At 47.0% G+C, this 16,118-nt stretch carries 17 protein-coding genes and 1 tRNA gene; 11 read left to right on the top strand and 7 right to left on the bottom strand.

The annotated features are described in order from the left end of the window. Positions 1 to 313: 313 nt before the first annotated feature. Positions 314 to 916 carry an orotate phosphoribosyltransferase gene (gene pyrE, locus PMG25_RS09280; protein WP_283766617.1) on the bottom strand — a complete coding sequence of 201 codons (603 nt, stop codon included), beginning with the start codon at positions 914 to 916 and terminating at the stop codon, positions 314 to 316. 107 nt (positions 917 to 1,023) lie between these two features. Here pyrE and PMG25_RS09275 point away from each other — a divergent pair, with 107 nt between their 5' ends. Next, positions 1,024 to 1,533 carry a hypothetical protein gene (locus PMG25_RS09275; RefSeq protein WP_283766616.1) on the top strand — a complete coding sequence of 170 codons (510 nt, stop codon included), beginning with the start codon at positions 1,024 to 1,026 and terminating at the stop codon, positions 1,531 to 1,533. Positions 1,534 to 1,625: 92 nt separating this feature from the next. Here PMG25_RS09275 and PMG25_RS09270 read toward each other — a convergent pair. Further along, positions 1,626 to 1,698 (bottom strand) — tRNA-Met (locus PMG25_RS09270). A 214-nt stretch (positions 1,699 to 1,912) separates the two neighbouring features. Between PMG25_RS09270 and PMG25_RS09265 the strand changes: the two genes are divergently transcribed. The 5 genes from PMG25_RS09265 (at position 1,913) to recQ (ending at position 7,711) form a co-directional block, all read left to right on the top strand. Then, complete coding sequence (locus tag PMG25_RS09265) at positions 1,913 to 2,599, top strand: hypothetical protein (RefSeq protein ID WP_283766615.1); 687 nt, start codon at positions 1,913 to 1,915, stop codon at positions 2,597 to 2,599. Positions 2,600 to 2,629: 30 nt separating this feature from the next. Continuing rightward, the gene (locus PMG25_RS09260) at positions 2,630 to 4,033 is read left to right on the top strand and encodes a hemolysin family protein (RefSeq protein WP_283766614.1); all 1,404 of its coding nucleotides are present in this window, start codon (positions 2,630 to 2,632) and stop codon (positions 4,031 to 4,033) included. A 91-nt stretch (positions 4,034 to 4,124) separates the two neighbouring features. Continuing rightward, positions 4,125 to 4,958, top strand: a complete 834-nt coding sequence (gene menB, locus PMG25_RS09255) for a 1,4-dihydroxy-2-naphthoyl-CoA synthase (RefSeq protein WP_283766613.1) — start codon at positions 4,125 to 4,127, stop codon at positions 4,956 to 4,958. A gap of 189 nt (positions 4,959 to 5,147) precedes the next feature. Beyond that, complete coding sequence (locus PMG25_RS09250; RefSeq protein ID WP_283766612.1) at positions 5,148 to 5,354, top strand: hypothetical protein; 207 nt, start codon at positions 5,148 to 5,150, stop codon at positions 5,352 to 5,354. Between the two features lie 197 nt (positions 5,355 to 5,551). Then, positions 5,552 to 7,711, top strand: coding sequence for a DNA helicase RecQ (gene recQ / locus PMG25_RS09245; protein ID WP_283766611.1), 2,160 nt, complete (start codon positions 5,552 to 5,554; stop codon positions 7,709 to 7,711). Between the two features lie 6 nt (positions 7,712 to 7,717). Here recQ and PMG25_RS09240 read toward each other — a convergent pair whose 3' ends face one another. Then, positions 7,718 to 10,030 carry a CHAT domain-containing protein gene (locus PMG25_RS09240; protein WP_283766610.1) on the bottom strand — a complete coding sequence of 771 codons (2,313 nt, stop codon included), beginning with the start codon at positions 10,028 to 10,030 and terminating at the stop codon, positions 7,718 to 7,720. Between the two features lie 131 nt (positions 10,031 to 10,161). Between PMG25_RS09240 and PMG25_RS09235 the strand changes: the two genes are divergently transcribed. Then, on the top strand, positions 10,162 to 10,584 hold the full coding sequence (locus PMG25_RS09235) for a hypothetical protein (protein WP_283766609.1): 423 nt from the start codon (positions 10,162 to 10,164) through the stop codon (positions 10,582 to 10,584). Here the strand turns inward: PMG25_RS09235 and PMG25_RS09230 are convergent. Further along, positions 10,577 to 10,990, bottom strand: coding sequence for a putative toxin-antitoxin system toxin component, PIN family (locus PMG25_RS09230; RefSeq protein WP_283766608.1), 414 nt, complete (start codon positions 10,988 to 10,990; stop codon positions 10,577 to 10,579). The two genes, PMG25_RS09235 and PMG25_RS09230, sit on opposite strands and share 8 nt — an antisense overlap. Beyond that, a complete protein-coding gene (locus PMG25_RS09225; RefSeq protein ID WP_283766607.1) occupies positions 10,990 to 11,229 on the bottom strand; it encodes a hypothetical protein in 240 nt (79 codons plus the stop codon). Before PMG25_RS09225 ends, PMG25_RS09230 begins: the two co-directional genes overlap by 1 nt. A 130-nt stretch (positions 11,230 to 11,359) precedes the next feature. Here PMG25_RS09225 and PMG25_RS09220 point away from each other — a divergent pair, with 130 nt between their 5' ends. Next, a complete protein-coding gene (locus PMG25_RS09220) occupies positions 11,360 to 11,653 on the top strand; it encodes a DUF433 domain-containing protein (RefSeq protein WP_283766606.1) in 294 nt (97 codons plus the stop codon). Then, entirely contained in the window at positions 11,650 to 11,835 is a 186-nt protein-coding gene (locus PMG25_RS09215; protein ID WP_283766605.1) for a hypothetical protein, read from the top strand. Before PMG25_RS09220 ends, PMG25_RS09215 begins: the two co-directional genes overlap by 4 nt. On the opposite strand, the gene PMG25_RS09210 is transcribed toward PMG25_RS09215, so the two are convergent. Next, on the bottom strand, positions 11,832 to 12,062 hold the full coding sequence (locus PMG25_RS09210) for a hypothetical protein (protein ID WP_283766604.1): 231 nt from the start codon (positions 12,060 to 12,062) through the stop codon (positions 11,832 to 11,834). The two genes, PMG25_RS09215 and PMG25_RS09210, sit on opposite strands and share 4 nt — an antisense overlap. A gap of 297 nt (positions 12,063 to 12,359) precedes the next feature. Next, positions 12,360 to 12,869: an allophycocyanin subunit beta gene (apcB, locus tag PMG25_RS09205; RefSeq protein ID WP_283766603.1), complete on the bottom strand. Its 510-nt coding sequence runs from the start codon at positions 12,867 to 12,869 to the stop codon at positions 12,360 to 12,362. A 594-nt stretch (positions 12,870 to 13,463) separates the two neighbouring features. On the opposite strand from apcB, the gene glnA reads away from it, so the two are divergent. Together glnA and PMG25_RS09195 are read left to right on the top strand one after the other, a co-directional pair. Beyond that, positions 13,464 to 14,885, top strand: a complete 1,422-nt coding sequence (gene glnA, locus PMG25_RS09200) for a type I glutamate--ammonia ligase (protein WP_283766602.1) — start codon at positions 13,464 to 13,466, stop codon at positions 14,883 to 14,885. A gap of 157 nt (positions 14,886 to 15,042) precedes the next feature. Then, the gene (locus PMG25_RS09195) at positions 15,043 to 16,095 is read left to right on the top strand and encodes a class I SAM-dependent methyltransferase (protein WP_283766601.1); all 1,053 of its coding nucleotides are present in this window, start codon (positions 15,043 to 15,045) and stop codon (positions 16,093 to 16,095) included. Positions 16,096 to 16,118: the final 23 nt, after the last annotated feature.

The following is a 16,118-nucleotide window of genomic DNA, read 5'->3' as shown; positions in this document are numbered from 1 at the left end:
GTGAAAACCCATGATTTATCGATGCCGCAACACACCCTACCGGGGGCGACACCATAATAGGTAGGGTGTGTTATGCGGTCAGAAAATGTCAATGGTTACAAATCAATGATATTTCCGCATAACGCACCGTCTGAATTATTGGTTAAATTCACATATTTATTGATGGGATTTTTTGGTGGGGGCGGTGCGTTGCGGCTGGGTCGATATTTTCGTGAAAACCCATGATTTATCGATGCCGCAACACACCCTACCGGGGGCGACACCATAATAGGTAGGGTGTGTTATGCGGTCAGAAAATGTCAATGGTTACAAATCAATGATATTTCCGCATAACGCACCGTCCACGGAACGCCGAATTCTCTTGATAGCGCTGTTGGATATCCTTAATCGTAAACAGAGCCTCAAACTTCAAACCCATGGACTGGTAAAACTCTGCACCTCCCTGGAGGCGATCGACCAATGCCATCACCTGGTTCACCTCGTACCCCACAGCCCGCAACCGTTCCACCGCTTTCATCGCCGACTGTCCCGTAGTCACCACATCCTCTAAAACCACAACTTTCGCCCCCTGGGGTAAACTTGGCCCCTCAATATAAGCCTGAGTTCCGTGACCTTTCGCTTCCTTACGCACAATTAACGCCGAGATGGGGCGCTCTTCATAAGCAGAAACTACACTAACAGCCGTAACAATCGGATCGGCTCCCAAGGTTAAACCCGCTACCGCTTGTACCGCTTCTGGTAACTGCCTTAACAATAACTGACCCACCGCCATCGCTCCCTGGGGATGGAGAGTAACCGGTTTACTGTTGATATAGTAAGAACTTTTTTGGCCCGAAGAGAGCAAAAAATCCCCCTCTTGATAAGCCAATTGACAAAATAGAACTAGTAACTGTTGGCGTAGCGCAAAATCGTCCATAACTGCCCTTCTTCTTTTCTATGCCATCATACTTGATCGGAGTACAGTATTCCCTATTTTCTCTTCTCTAGTTTATGATTATCTAAAAATAGTGAGGAGTAGTCAACATGCTAACTCGACTCAAAACTCTAAGTTCTCTGTGTCTCTTGGTTTCCCTTGGGGTTGGAACCCTAGGATCTAAAGCCAATGCCCAGTTTAATGCCGACCCCAATCCCGTACTGCCCGATCAAGCAGTGGTTTACCAATCGATTCCTGAACTCTTTGATGCCGCTTACTATAGCAATGGTGGAGACTACTTTTATCAGCGATCGTTTTTTGGTCAAATCCAAAACTTTTTAGGGTTGCCCCGATTTTCTGAGCATAACACTCGCCGAAGCGCCCAACTGGTTCACATTCTCTACAAAAATATTACCCAAGTCCAAAATACCAGCACGCCTGTTGTTCGTACCGAAGACTTGTATAACCCCTTTGATCAAAACTTGGTGGTTTCTCCGAGTGCATCTGTAGAACCCAATCCAATTCCCCCTGCTCCCACGCCCTTTGTGCCCTTTTCTCCTCCTCCAGCAGCTCCCCTACCTCCTCCTCCCCCTCCTGCTCCCGAACCTCAGCTTTTCTAAGTTCTCAAGGTGCAGCCATTTTCTAGGAGATGTATGGTGAACCAACGAAAAAACCCGACCTTAACTCAGCAAGAGTTTGAGTCGGGTTTTACTGCGCCCTACTGGAATCGAACCAGTCTGAAGGCGAATTATGAGTTCGCTGCCTCCCCAATCGGCCAAGGGCGCTAGAGATTGATAGACTCAGAGTAAACTTAGGGAGTGAACGAATATCTTGCGTCAATCTCAATCCTATCCTTCATCTTAGCATAAGGTGAGAGAAGCGAGGCAAGAAGAAATGGGTAAAGTGCGTGTCAGTTTAGGCAAGTTAGCGTACACTAATCGGATGATGGGTATCTTGACTGAAGAGATTAAAAACAGAGAACAACCTAGGTAGACAAAGATGAAATTAAATTCCACAGTTGCACTGACGTTAATTTTACTGTCGATGATGTTTGGTGCTGGGATTATTAGTGCAGCACTAGGGTTTAATATTGGTCGAGAAGCGCTGAAGGGGATTACGCAGCCGGACTCTAGCCCCACTAGCACCATGGTGAATCGCCAACCGGGAACGACGGGTAAAACTTCAGTCCCGATTTTGGAGCAAGAGGAAATTTTAAGACGGGTAGACAGTTATATTGAGGGTGAAGGGGCGAATGAGTCACAAGAGCAGAGTTTTCAACCGATGCCAGAACCCTCTGTGCAGGCGAAAGTGGAGCCAAAGGAACCGGTTGTGAGCTTACCGGGTTTTCCGATCGCCACTCAAGATCGAGGCGTTACCCTCGAAGTCTTTGCCGCCCATCAAGAACGGGATAATTTAGAGCTGGATGTAAAAATCCGCAATGATAGTCCTCAGATGGTGCGATTTCTCTATAGTCTGTTGAATATTACCGACGATCGCGGCCGTTCTTTGATGGCGACAACCTCCGGTTTACCCTCCCAACTTCCCCCCAATCAGGAAGAGTTTTCCGGTAAAGTGAGTGTACCGGTGGCCTTGTTGTCCGACGCTCAACACCTGTCGATGAAGCTCACTGATTATCCCGATGAAGAGCTGAATCTTCAGGTTTCCGGTATTCCAGTCGTTCGCTAAATGGGTACAGAGATTCCGTTGACTCTAGTTATGGGAATACCCCCTCATCTGGTGGCCTTAACCCTTGCTGATAGTTCCATTCGCCTCTTATGGGTGTTTTTATTAATCGCGATTAATGCCTTTTTCGTTACGGCTGAGTTTTCCATTGTCTCCGTGCGGCGATCGCGGATTCAACAATTGGTCTCCACTGGAGATGTTCCGGCGCAAACCGTACAAAAGTTACACACCAATTTAGAGCGCCTGCTCTCCACTACCCAATTGGGGATTACCCTATCGAGTTTAGCTCTAGGGTGGATTGGGGAAAATACTATGGCAGCCATTTTACAGGGGGCGATCGCCCAAGCGCCCCTATCTGCTTCGATTCGCCAAACCTTAACCCATTCCCTCTCGATTCCCCTAGCCTTTATCCTAATTGCCTATTTACAGATCGTTTTAGGGGAATTATGCCCGAAATCCGTTGCCCTACTCTATTCAGAAAAACTCGCGAGGATCTTAGGGCCGCCCAGTTGGGCGATCGCCCGCTTTTTTAATCCCTTTATTTGGATACTCAACCACTCGACCCGCTTTCTCCTGACTTCCGTAGGCATTCGCTACTCCGGACAAACTTGGCACACCCGCGTCACCCCCGAAGAACTGCAACTGATTATTAGTACCTCGACTGAATCCATGGGTCTACAGGCCTCTGAACGGGAACTGCTCAAAAATGTGTTTGAATTTGGGGAAGTGGTGGCTGAAGATGTGATGATTCCCCGCACCAGTCTTGAGGGGATTGCCTATAATGCCACGTTTCAAGATTTACTCGATGAAGTGGCAAAAACCGGCCATTCTCGCTATCCAGTCATGGCTGATTCCCTGGATGATATCCGGGGAATTATTAACTTTAAACAATTGGCTGGCCCCCTAGCTAAAGGGGATTTATCCCCAGAAACGGCGATTCAAGCTTGGGTACGTCCGGCGCGATTCGTACAAGAAAACACTCCCGTATTAGAATTATTACAATTAATGCAGCGATCGCACCAAGCCATGGTCATTGTGGTCGATGAGTTTGGCGGTACGGCTGGATTAATTACCCTTCAAGATATCGTCGCCGAAATTATCGGCGATACGGAAGAACCCGATAACGGACAAGACCCCCTGATCCAACAGCTTGATGAACAAACCTATCTGGTGCAAGCTCAACTCGACATGGAAGAAGCCAACGATATGCTCAATCTCGATTTACCCCTAGATGATGACTATCAAACCCTGGGAGGCTTTGTAATTGCCCAACTGCAAAAAATCCCCGATGTGGGGGAAGTCCTCAATTATGACAATCTAGAATTTACCGTCATTAAAGCAGAAGGGCCGCGCTTAGACCAAATTCGCATCCGTCGGGATGAACAGTTTCTTAATCCTCCAGAAGTGGGAGATGGGATGGGGGGAATAGGGGAATAGGGAGATGGGGAGATTGCTTGTTTCCCTATTCCCTAGTGCGAAGCGCTATAGGGTAAAATCCTGAAGTCTAATTTAATATGCGATCGCCTTTATGACTGTTAACTGGGAAAGCGTCAAAACTTACGAAGATATTCTCTATCACAAAACCGATGGTATCGCTAAAATCACCATTAACCGACCCCATAAACGCAATGCCTTTCGTCCCAAAACCGTATTTGAACTCTATGATGCCTTTTTCGATGCCAGGGAAGATGCTCAAATTGGAGTAGTCTTGTTTACTGGTGCTGGCCCCCATACAGATGGAAAATATGCCTTTTGTTCCGGTGGAGACCAGAGTGTGAGGGGGACAGCCGGATATGTGGATGATGCAGGAGTTCCTCGGCTCAATGTTCTTGATTTACAGCGATTAATCCGGTCGATGCCCAAGGTGGTGATTGCATTGGTGGCTGGATATGCGATCGGAGGCGGTCATGTCTTACACCTGATCTGCGATCTCACCCTGGCCGCCGATAATGCCATTTTTGGCCAAACCGGGCCAAAAGTCGGCAGTTTTGACGGCGGTTTTGGAGCCAGTTATTTAGCCCGTATTGTCGGTCAAAAAAAGGCGCGGGAAATCTGGTTTCTCTGTCGTCAGTATAATGCCCAACAAGCCCTAGAGATGGGTTTAGTCAATCATGTGGTTCCCGTAGAAGACTTAGAAGCAGAAGGCATTCAATGGGCCCAAGAAATTTTACAAAAAAGCCCGATCGCCATTCGCTGCTTAAAAGCTGCCTTTAATGCGGACTGTGATGGCCAAGCCGGGTTACAGGAACTCGCAGGCAATGCCACTCTACTCTATTACATGACCGAGGAAGGCGCAGAGGGTAAACAAGCGTTTTTAGAGAAAAGGCCGCCTAATTTCCGCCAATATCCCTGGTTACCGTAACGAATCATCCTAGGGTAGGCAGGAGAATACAGCAATTTTCGCTGCTATGCGGTACATCTCGATCCCCCCAACCCCCCCCTTTTTAAGGGGGGATCTTTTCTGGCTGTCCACCAATACAGCGCAAAGCGCTGTAACAATTAACAATTAACAATTAAAATAGGATCAAACCTTCTCACATTGTCTTCTTCCATGAATCCAACGGTCGATCTCACTGGACTTACTCCCCAACAAATCCAACAAATTTCCCTGATGATAGACCAATTTAAAACGCTCAATCAACAGCAAAACTTGTCCCCATCAACGGGACAAACCTATGATTTTTCCGATCTCGCAGGACAGTTAAGTTGGCAAGGAGATGCAGTAGCAACGCAACGGATGTTACGAGATGAGTGGTAATCGCTATCTGGAAGCCTCATTACTAAGAACTTTAGTTAAACCCTTTCATGAACATTCCCCTTCGCTCCATTCGCAATTTATTAGCACTGATTGACCACCGGACTTGATATCACTCCCCCCATTCCCCCATTCCCCCACGGAGGGCGCGAAACATTGTATTACGGTAGAATCAGATCGATCGCCTCCTCCCGAAGATTATGGCTCCAGTCTCCACCCTAGAAGACACCCTCAAACACTATTTTGGTTACGATCGCTTTCGTCCGGGCCAAAAGGATATTATTGAAACGACGCTGCAAAACCAAGATGTCCTCGTGATCATGCCCACGGGAGGCGGAAAATCCCTCTGTTTCCAGCTCCCCGCGCTGTTGCGTTCGGGAATAACGTTGGTGGTGTCTCCTCTCATTGCTCTGATGCAAGACCAGGTGGATGCCTTGCAGGATAATGGGATTGGGGCTACATTCCTGAATAGTACCTTGAGCGGCGAAGAAGTGCGATCGCGCCAAAATGCCATCCTCAACGGTAAAATTAAGCTCCTCTATATCGCCCCCGAACGCCTCATGGCTGATTGGTTCCAGCCCTTTCTAGCCAGCATACAGGAAACCGTTGGCATCTCTGCCTTTAGCGTCGATGAAGCCCATTGCGTCTCCGAATGGGGCCATGATTTTCGCCCCGAATATCGGCAAATGGCCCAGTTTCGGCGCTGGTATCCCCAAGTACCCATTATTGCCCTCACCGCCACTGCTACGGATCGGGTGCGTCGAGATATTGTGCAACAGCTCCATCTCCAGCATCCCTATGTCCATGTCGCCAGTTTTAACCGCCCCAATTTGTTCTATGAGGTGCGAACCAAAACCCGCCAAAGCTATGCCGAACTGTTTCAATTGATTCGATCTGGAGGGTCGGGAATTGTCTATTGTCTCAGTCGTCGTCAGGTGAATGAGTTGGCCCAACGGTTACAAAAGGATGGGGTTTCCGCCCTTCCCTACCATGCCGGATTAGAAGATAGCGTGCGTCAAAATAACCAAAATCGGTTTATCCGCGATGATGTGCAGATCATGGTAGCAACCATTGCTTTTGGTATGGGGATTAATAAACCAGATGTGCGCTTTGTCGTTCATTACGATATTCCCCGCAGTTTAGAAAGTTACTACCAGGAAGCCGGACGCGCAGGACGAGATGGGCAAGACTCCCGATGTTTAATGTTTCTGAGTTATGGCGATGTGAAGCGGGTGGAGTGGATTATCGATCAAAAGAGTGATGAAAATGAACAGCGCATCGCCCGCCAACAGTTGCGCCAAGTGATTGATTATGCCGATGCAACGGATTGTCGCCGGTCTATTATTTTACGCTATTTTGGCGAGAATTTAGAGGGAAATTGCCAGGGGTGTGATAATTGTTTGAACCCGAAACCGACCCAAGATTGGACAGTTGAGGCGATGAAGTTCCTTTCTTGTGTGGCTCGGTGTAAGGAGCGGTTTGGCATGACTTATATTATAGATGTACTCCGGGGTTCCATGAGTGAGAAGGTGTTGCGTAATGGCCATGACAAACTCTCGACCCATGGTATCGGAAAAGACCGGAGTAAGGATGAATGGCGCTTGTTGGGGCGATCGCTCCTCAATCAAGGTTTAGTCAGTCAAACCACGGATGGCTACAGTATCCTTAAACTCAACCCTGAAAGCTGGGCCGTCATGCGTCGTCAACGGCAAGTTTTAATCGCTATTCCTCCTAAACGCAAGCAAGAACAAAAGGTGAGTTCTTTAGCCAGAGAAGCAGAACTCTTATTCCAAAACCTGAGAAAACTCCGCAAGCAACTCGCCGACGAACAAGGCATTCCTCCCTATGTTATCTTTGCAGATTCTACCCTCATGCAAATGGCTCAACAGCGTCCCCAAAGTCTCCAAGCCTTATCTCAAGTTTCGGGAGTCGGCAGTTATAAATTACGGCAATATGGCGACCGATTTCTAGGGGAAATTTGTCAATATTGTCAGGAACAAGGCTTAGGAGAAGCGCCCAAACCTCTACCCATGCCCCCCAGTACCAATGAACCCTCAGAAACCCAAAAACTCACGTTAGAAATGCACCAAGAAGGCTTGAGCGTCAAGCAAATTGCCGATCGCCGAGACTTACGAACAACAACCATTATTAAGCATTTATCAGACTTAATTGAGTTAAAGCAACCCGTCGATTTAGATCGCTTAGTCGAACCGGAAAGACAAGAGAAGATTCTCAAAGTCTTAGAAAAGCGCGGCGCAGTCTCCTTAACCTTGCTCAAAGATGCATTAGGAGAGTCCTATACCTATGATGAAATTCGCTTAGTGCGCGGTAAATGGCAACAGGAAATAGGCAATAGGTAAGCTGTATCACATGGGTTCTAAGCGAATGAGGACGGTGCGCTGATTCTCCTGAGCGGTACTGACTTGAATGACAATTCTATGATTTTTGTCGGGGCGATCGAACACCATTTGTTCTTCTCCTTTGAGAGTTAAATTTTCCTCTAGTCCTTCCTGGGCAAAAGCCTGGCGGTAAAAGGTGAAAATCTCAGCCACTGTTAACGATGTGGAGAAAAAGGCATCCTTTTCGCCTTCCATCCGAGCAGAGGGGAATTCTTGATAAAAGTCCACTTCGTCAGGAAGGGGAAACACTTGATAGCGCGAGGCGGTATTCGTTGTCTCTTCTTCTGAAACCGTGGCGACTTGAGCTTGTCCCCCCACCATGGCTTGCAGGGTGGGGGAAAGGCTGGGTTCTCCAATCAGGGTAAAGGCTCCCCAATTGAAGGGATTGGGATATTCTTGCCGGGTTTGCAGCATGGCTTGGCGCAGGGCTTGGGCTTTATCGAGGCCATCTTGTAGATTTTGATAGAAACTCTGCATTAATAGGCCGGTAGGCTCATCGGGAACTTTCCAGAGGGAGACGAGGAGACTGGAGCTTCCGGCGGCAATAAAGGAGCGCGATAAGCCCAGGATTCCATCGCCGGTGATTTCTCCTCGTCCGGTGTCGCAGGCGCTGAGAACGACTAATTCGGCGTTGAGTTTGAGGGCGATAATTTCTCTGGATTCTAAATAGCCGTTGGTATTCGCGTCTGGGGTGAAGGAGAGGGAGCCTAAAAATCCGGTTTGTAGATCGTCGAGGATTCCATGGGTGGCGAGATGAATGAGTCGCGCTCCTCCCATGCGGCTGGTGACGGCGGATTCGGTGGCTTGACTGCCGATGAGGGGGGAGATGTTGAGGCGTTTGGCGATCGCCTGTGCCTCAATTTCTGCACCAGGTAAACTAGAGAGGTCATCCGGCATGGTGGGATTGCCGACAACGAGGGCAGCACGAATGGAGCGATCGAGGCTTTCTTGTTGCGATCGCGTAAATTCTAAGACTTGAATCGAAGGTGCAGTGAGGATGGTGTGGCGATCGATCAGAAATTGACCTTCACCATCGGGAATGGCAGCAAAGGGGATTAAAAACAGAGTATCTTGGGGAATAAAGGTGACGCGAGCCTGGGGATCTGTGGGCAGTTCGCTGCTAATGGGGGCAATTAAGGAGTCATAGAGATCCGTAAACTGGCGCGGTTGTTCGGCAGTGACTCGCCCTCGCACCAGGTTTCCCCGCCCCCGTTGGACTAAATTATCTAAGCGCCCCTGATCTTCTGAGAAGGGGACTTGCTTAAATGAAAGCTCTCCATTGGGTTTAACCACCCAAATTAAAACGCCAGTGGGTTGCAGTCGCTCTGCAAAGGCGGCTTGGCGATTAAAGCGCAGCAGTAAATCGGGGCGGTACTCGTAGGTGATGGTGTAGCTGACAAGGGTAGAATTTTGTTGGCGGGCAATTTGGCGAATTTCGTCGATGTTGGGCGCTTCCACCTCTAGGGAAATACCCCGGTCTTGGGCTAATCGTTCTCCGAGGAGGACAATAAAGGCCCGCGATCGCGCCGCTTCTGACCATTCTAGAGCTTCTTCAATCTTATTTTGAGCGACTAAAACTTGCTGCAACCAGCGCAGGGTTTCCACCTGAAATTCATATTCGGTGACCGAGGGGGAACCCCCATTGACGCGCAATTCCCTGGCTTTACTGTAGAGATCGAAGGCTTTTTTTAGGGCTTGTTCCGCTTTATTCAGTTGTCCATCTAAAAATAGATTAATCCCCCATTTCATCTGCACTTTGGGATAAGATAAATCTGCCGGATTGATGGAGCTTTGTTCAATCAGGGTTAAATTTTCTTCTAAAAGATCTATAGCTTTTGCATAATTGCCTAAACTCGCATAGATGCCAGCCAAGTGTTCTAGGCTTTGTCTTTCAGTCTGTCGAGTGTCTGGATTCCATTCAGTAGCTGGATTTTGCCGCACCAAGGCTAAATTTTCTTCATAGAGTTTTTGGACGGTTTCCAGCTCTCCCATAACGCGATAGGTGAGGGCTAAAAAGGTTCTGGCTTTATGTTCTAGGTGAGGCTCGTTAAGTTGTTGCGCCAGTTGAATCGCTTCTTCAAGTTGGGCAATGGATTCTTCATAGTCGCCCTGTTTTCGCGATTCAATCCCGTCCAGAATCAAGGGATCAATCTGGGCTGAATTTTCCTGAGTAATCAGAATAGGAGCCTCAGCCACAAGACCAGAGTAACCCAGAAGAGGAAAATGGAGGAGGGGGGCGATCGCCACAATCAGAGCAGTAGGTATAATCCTTTTCTTCATTGTTTATCTGCTTCATTGAGTTTATTGAGCGCTACACACATAGAACTGACTTATACATGAGTTCGGGGAGTCGGTATAGAAGGCAGCTATAGTGAAATCAGGTCATCGGTACTCTATCATCTCTTGAGATTATGTCGCGATCGCTCAAAGTTGCCCCCGAATTTATTCCCCAGGTTAAAGCAGCAGTGAAACGCCAAGGTTATCCCCGTCAGAAAGATTTGGCGGATGAGTTGCAGCTCTGTCTAGCGACGGTGAATAACTATCTGAATGGGAAAGCGGTGGATAACCTGAACTTCCAGGAGATTAGCGAACGGCTAGAGCAAGATTGGGAGGCGATCGCCATCTTCGAGGATACCACAGACCGGCCAGAGGAGGGCCAGGCGATCGATCCCCTGCGTTTAGACTCCATTCATACTTACCAATTGCACAGCCTCGGTTTAGTGAAACGACAGGGTAATCAAGTTAATACCCACAACCCAGAAACCCGGTTTCTCCAAGATTACGATCGCCGATCGCAAACCGATCGTTATTTGATCGATCAATCCTTTAGCTAGAGGAAAAAAATTGTATAAACTCTGCTGCTTTAACAATACAAATATTGTTATATTGCTTCAATGTTAAGAGGTGCTTATCTCCGGTAACAATATGACTGGCATTACCGATGACAGCACATTCTACAACCATATCATCATCTGGGTCTGCTGGTATGGTTTTGAGAGTTCCAGAAATGCTTACCAGGCTAGAAAAAGATAGGACTTCATCTACGGCTGCTTGTGCCATTTCCTCAGAAAACTTGAATTTCAACAGCAATTTTTCTTTAAACTCGTCTAAAATTTCTTGACAAGTTACCGATTCGATCTTCCCAGTTTTGGCTAGAGCTAGACATTGAAAAGGATAACTCGTTGTGGAGAGCAGCGAAGAGATTAATATATTAGTATCAAAAACAGCAATATATGACATCACTTTTCATGTAAAATGTCATCAATAAAATTATCTCTTTCCTCTTCTGTCATCAAATCCCAAGTATAACCGCGCTCTTGAGCGACTAATCTAGCTTTCTCAACACCATAACGGGATAATGATTCCCACTGTCCCCATTGCTGGAGCAGTAGGAATTGAAACAGATCGAGTTGTTGTTGATGGGGTAACTGTTTAACCAGATCAATTACTTGTTCATTACTGAGATTGAGTTGTGGCATGGTTGGCTGGGCAACAGATGAACGCTTTGATTATAGTCTATAATCAAGTTAATACCCACAACCCAGAAACCCGGTTTCTCCAAGAAACCGGGTTTCTAATGCCACTTGAACGATCGCTAAAAGAATCTCTATGCAGACAATAACTGATATTGGTACATTAATTGTGCAAAGCCCTGACACTTGCGGGAACTGCCCCCGAATTGCAGGCACTCGCGTTATGGTTCAAAATATTGTGATTGATTTCCAAGCAGGACTGAAACCGGAAGATATCCTGGCACAAAGAGTTAATTTGACTCCGGCACAGGTTTATGCGGGTTTAGCCTACTATTATGCCAATCAAGAGCGGATTGATAGGGATATTGAAGCTTATTATGAAGAGTGCGATCGCCTAGAAAGGGAATACCAGAATAATCAAGTCGTATGAGTAAAATTCGTCTGTATCTCGATGAAGATGCACTTCAAGATAGTCAAGTTAATACCCACAACCCAGAAACCCGGTTTCTTCAAGAAACCGGGTTTCTAATACCGCTTGAACGATCGCCTAGTAAATGGGTAAGGTGGGCACTGCCCACCCTACTTTTGCTTCTCATGGGTTGGAGGAATTAGTGGCGTTTGAGTTGCACTAAAACCAGGAGATGCAAGCACAAGAGAATGAAAAACTCGATGTGCAACACGAGAGAAAGTTCTGAATTCAATCCTGAAGTGACTGGATTGATAGATTGTAGGATTTGCCGTTTGGGGTCTATGCTCATCACGGTTTCCAGGGTTTCCATGGACTGGATAACAGGGTAGGCTTTTGGGGAAGTTTCAATCTGTCGGTATCGTGATTTCATCTGCTGTATCCTTGTCGGAAATGTCTTCCCTTTCAGCATCTCAAACCCATTCTTGAGAAGTGACTGGATACGAGGTAAATGAAGCGATGATGGTGTCTGATTTATGCCTGAGTTTTTCTCCTCAAGGGCGACAGGGATAGCTAGTAGGGTCGGCAGGAGGATAAGCAACATGATTCAAATTTAACCAGCAAACTCTGCCCACCCTACAACTTTTGCCTATTCCCCCATTCCCCACTAAAACAAGTAGGGGCAAGTGTTGCCACTTACCCCTACCAGCGAGAAGTTGAAAACCAACGTTTACAGATTCTTCTCACTCAAATCGCGAGCGATATGGTCGAAGGGTTCATCGACAAAACCGGTGTCCGCAACACCGGCCTCTGCAACTTGTGCCTTGACAATATCCTTCATAATTTGAATGCCCCGAACGGTTGGCCCAATGGGAACATCGAGAGAATTATAGACTTCTCGCAATCCTTGGAGAACCCGCTCATCGAGAACATCCGTATTTCCAGAAACCAGAGCATAGCTGGCATAGCGGAGATAATAATCCATATCCCGCAGACAAGCCGCATAACGGCGAGTCGTATAAGCATTTCCACCAGGGCGGATCAATTCAGGGAGTTCCTCAAATAATGCGGAACCCGCTTGCTTGACAATACTGGCAGCATTACCGGTAATCACATTAGCGGCCTGAATTCGCGCTAGACCGGTGTCAAAATAGGATTTGATTTGGTCTAGGGCATTGCGGTCTAGATACTGACCTGTAATATCGTAATTTGAAATTAAGCTTGTGACTGCATCCCGCATTTGTATTTACTCTCCCAACACAGCGTATTCGTTAATTAAAGGGGATTAATGCTTGACATCCACCCCTGCCTAAAGGCGAGGGGATTCCTAAACCTCACGATTTAGGTTTCTGTTTCATAGCAGTTGCCTTCACAGATTTACTCTGTTTGGGTCTTACACTCGCTCCGCAGACTGACACGGCAAGTCCTGCCGCCTTATCTGATAATATCCAATTTGGAGTTTACTATAAAACGCATCCCCATTTCAGCCTGGATTCAGAGGAGAGGCTCTCAGAGAGTCTTCAGGGGCGATCGCCACAACCATTACAATTTCTAAACTTAGGACTCAAGACCCCCCATATCTTGAGAAATATTTTAGTAATGGTGAATACAAAACTGCCTGACACCTATCCCTAGGATGGATCAGCTAGAAAACTGGGACAGCGATCGCCAAGACAGAGGATTGATGCAACCTATGTCTGGGAAGTCACGGTTCCAGACCTAACTCGTTGTCAATTTTCCTCTTCAGGTCACGGAAAACGCAGGTCTCAACGTTAAAGAACCTCGCACTCTGAACCTCAAGACTGACTCAATACCAACTCATAAGGAGTAATCCATGTTCCAAAACGCAGCAGAATTCTTGAAATATGTTCAAGATAACAGCATCCAGATGATCGACCTGAAATTTGTCGATATGCCTGGCATCTGGCAGCATTTAACCCTCTATCAAGATCAAATTGATGAAAGCAGCTTCACCGATGGTGTCGCCTTCGACGGTTCCAGCATCCGGGGTTGGAAAGCCATTAACGAATCTGACATGAGCATGGTTCTCGATCCAACCACGGCTTGGATGGACCCGTTTATGGCTGAACCGACCTTAAGCGTCATTTGTAGTATTAAAGAGCCTCGGACAGGGGAATGGTATAGCCGTGACCCCCGTTCCATTGCCCAAAAAGCGATCGACTACCTACAATCTACCGGTATTGGTGATACAGCCTTTTTTGGCCCAGAAGCAGAATTCTTTGTCTTTGATGATGTCCGCTTCGACCAAAACCAAAGTTCTGGCTACTATTACGTCGATTCCATTGAAGGTCGCTGGAACTCCGGACGGGAAGAACCCGGTGGTAACCTGGCTTATAAACCCCGCTACAAGGAAGGCTATTTCCCCGTTGCTCCTACCGATACCATGCAGGATATGCGGACGGAGATGTTGCTAACCATGATGAAATGTGGCGTTCCCATCGAAAAACATCACCATGAAGTTGCCAGTGGGGGACAAAATGAACTCGGTTTCCGCTTTGGCAAGTTAATTGAAGCGGCTGACAATTTGATGACCTACAAATATGTGATCAAAAATGTCGGTAAACGCTACGGTAAAACCGTGACCTTTATGCCCAAGCCGGTGTTTAATGATAATGGTTCTGGGATGCACACTCACCAGTCCATTTGGAAAGATGGTAAGCCCCTATTCTGGGGAGATGGCTATGCCAATCTGAGCGAGATGGCTCTCCACTATATTGGCGGTATCCTCAAGCACGCTCCAGCTCTGTTGGCTTTGACCAATCCTTCTACCAATTCCTACAAGCGTCTGGTTCCTGGGTTTGAAGCTCCCGTAAACTTGGCCTATTCTCAAGGAAATCGTTCCGCTTCTGTGCGTATTCCCCTCACGGGAAGCAATCCGAAAGCGAAACGGTTCGAGTTCCGGTGTCCCGATGCCACTTGTAATCCCTATCTGGCTTTTGCCGCAATGCTCTGTGCTGGGATTGATGGCATTAAAAACAAAATCGATCCCGGTGAACCCTTGGATGTGGATATCTACGATCTCTCCCCTGAAGAGTTGGCCAAGATTCCTTCGACTCCCGGTTCTTTGCTGGATGCTCTCAAAGCCTTAGAAGCCGATCATGAGTTCTTAACGGCTGGTGGAGTATTTACGGAAGACTTCGTGACCAATTGGATTGAGTATAAGCTCGATAATGAGGTCAACCCCATCCGCTTACGTCCTCATCCCTATGAGTTTTCGCTCTACTATGATGTCTAGAAGATCTTTTGATGGTTTTCTAGTTCATTAGGCGTTATACTTCCCACGCTATAGCCACCTCAAACAGGTGGCTATTTTAGTGAAACAGTTTAGTGAAAAAAACAGCATCTAGGGTTACACTAATTTAGGTAAACTGAGTTTCTAATTCCTAACATTGATGGTAAATCCTTTGGCTGAACTAGCCTATCAAGGCTGGCAACAAACGAAGAGTGCATTGAGCTTGACTCATAAGAGTTTAGCCTATCAATTGTCTACTTTATTCATCGATCGCGATCAGACTTCTACTCCGGTTATTAATGCCCAAGTGTTACAGGTTATTCAACAGAGGTTAGAGGCTTTGTTGAAGGTGGATGTAGATGAGGCGAATTTGGGAGTGTATCCCATAGAGTTATTGTTTGAGGAAGATTGGCAACAATTCTTATTTACTTATCCTCAGATTTGGTTGGATTTACCTCTAACTTGGAGCCGTAGGAATCGTAAACAATATCAGGTGTTTCCTTCAGAAGTCGATCGCTCGGCTTATCCTCGGTATTATCTGCAAAACTTCCACCATCAGACCGATGGCTATTTGAGCGATCGCTCCGCCGACTTGTACGATCTGCAAGTCGATATTCTCTTCAATGGAGCCGCAGATGCCATGCGACGCAGGGTTTTAGCGCCCCTGAAGCAGGCGATCTCCCAATCACCCACTCCCCCCAAACCCGCCAAAATTCTCGATGTTGCCTGCGGTACAGGCAGAACCCTGAAATTTATCCGCCAGACCTGTCCTCAAGCCTCCTTATATGGTGTCGATCTCTCCCCCTATTATCTCCGCAGAGCCAATCAATTGCTCTCAAAAATGCCTGGAGAACTGCCCCAACTTCTACAAGCCAACGGAGAAAATATACCCTATATAGACAACTATTTTCACGGAATTAGCAGTGTTTTTTTATTCCATGAATTACCCTATCCAGCCCGCCAACGGGTGATTAATGAATGTTTTCGAGTCCTAAAACCCGGCGGAATCTTGGTTATTTGTGACTCCATCCAGAAAGACGATAGCCCGGAAATCACCCCAGTATTAAATTGGTTTTCTAAAACCTTTCACGAACCCTATTATCAACATTACCTAACTGATGATTTAGGCGATCGTCTACAAACAGCAGGATTCAAGGAAGTTAAGATCCAGACTCATTATCTCAGTAAGTATTGGGTAGCGCATAAATCATAATCAGGCACAACAGATCGACCCTA

The sequence above is a fragment of the Roseofilum capinflatum BLCC-M114 genome, assembly GCF_030068505.1.
Classification (GTDB): domain Bacteria; phylum Cyanobacteriota; class Cyanobacteriia; order Cyanobacteriales; family Desertifilaceae; genus Roseofilum; species Roseofilum capinflatum.
The sequence above is the reverse complement of the archived record's forward strand: the minus strand, read 5'-3'. Positions and strand labels throughout refer to the sequence as shown.

Bases quoted from the DNA above. Each gene is read 5' to 3' on its own strand.
- glnA (WP_283766602.1), top strand. From the start codon at position 13,464: ATGTTCCAAAACGCAGCAGAATTCTTGAAATATGTTCAAGATAACAGC.
- PMG25_RS09275 (WP_283766616.1), top strand. From the start codon at position 1,024: ATGCTAACTCGACTCAAAACTCTAAGTTCTCTGTGTCTCTTGGTTTCC.
- PMG25_RS09230 (WP_283766608.1), bottom strand. From the start codon at position 10,990: ATGTCATATATTGCTGTTTTTGATACTAATATATTAATCTCTTCGCTG.
- PMG25_RS09225 (WP_283766607.1), bottom strand. From the start codon at position 11,229: ATGCCACAACTCAATCTCAGTAATGAACAAGTAATTGATCTGGTTAAA.
- menB (WP_283766613.1), top strand. From the start codon at position 4,125: ATGACTGTTAACTGGGAAAGCGTCAAAACTTACGAAGATATTCTCTAT.
- PMG25_RS09210 (WP_283766604.1), bottom strand. From the start codon at position 12,062: ATGAAATCACGATACCGACAGATTGAAACTTCCCCAAAAGCCTACCCT.
- PMG25_RS09250 (WP_283766612.1), top strand. From the start codon at position 5,148: ATGAATCCAACGGTCGATCTCACTGGACTTACTCCCCAACAAATCCAA.
- recQ (WP_283766611.1), top strand. From the start codon at position 5,552: ATGGCTCCAGTCTCCACCCTAGAAGACACCCTCAAACACTATTTTGGT.
- PMG25_RS09260 (WP_283766614.1), top strand. From the start codon at position 2,630: ATGGGAATACCCCCTCATCTGGTGGCCTTAACCCTTGCTGATAGTTCC.
- PMG25_RS09215 (WP_283766605.1), top strand. From the start codon at position 11,650: ATGAGTAAAATTCGTCTGTATCTCGATGAAGATGCACTTCAAGATAGT.
- PMG25_RS09195 (WP_283766601.1), top strand. From the start codon at position 15,043: ATGGTAAATCCTTTGGCTGAACTAGCCTATCAAGGCTGGCAACAAACG.
- PMG25_RS09240 (WP_283766610.1), bottom strand. From the start codon at position 10,030: ATGAAGAAAAGGATTATACCTACTGCTCTGATTGTGGCGATCGCCCCC.
- PMG25_RS09265 (WP_283766615.1), top strand. From the start codon at position 1,913: ATGAAATTAAATTCCACAGTTGCACTGACGTTAATTTTACTGTCGATG.
- pyrE (WP_283766617.1), bottom strand. From the start codon at position 916: ATGGACGATTTTGCGCTACGCCAACAGTTACTAGTTCTATTTTGTCAA.
- PMG25_RS09220 (WP_283766606.1), top strand. From the start codon at position 11,360: ATGCAGACAATAACTGATATTGGTACATTAATTGTGCAAAGCCCTGAC.
- apcB (WP_283766603.1), bottom strand. From the start codon at position 12,869: ATGCGGGATGCAGTCACAAGCTTAATTTCAAATTACGATATTACAGGT.
- PMG25_RS09235 (WP_283766609.1), top strand. From the start codon at position 10,162: ATGTCGCGATCGCTCAAAGTTGCCCCCGAATTTATTCCCCAGGTTAAA.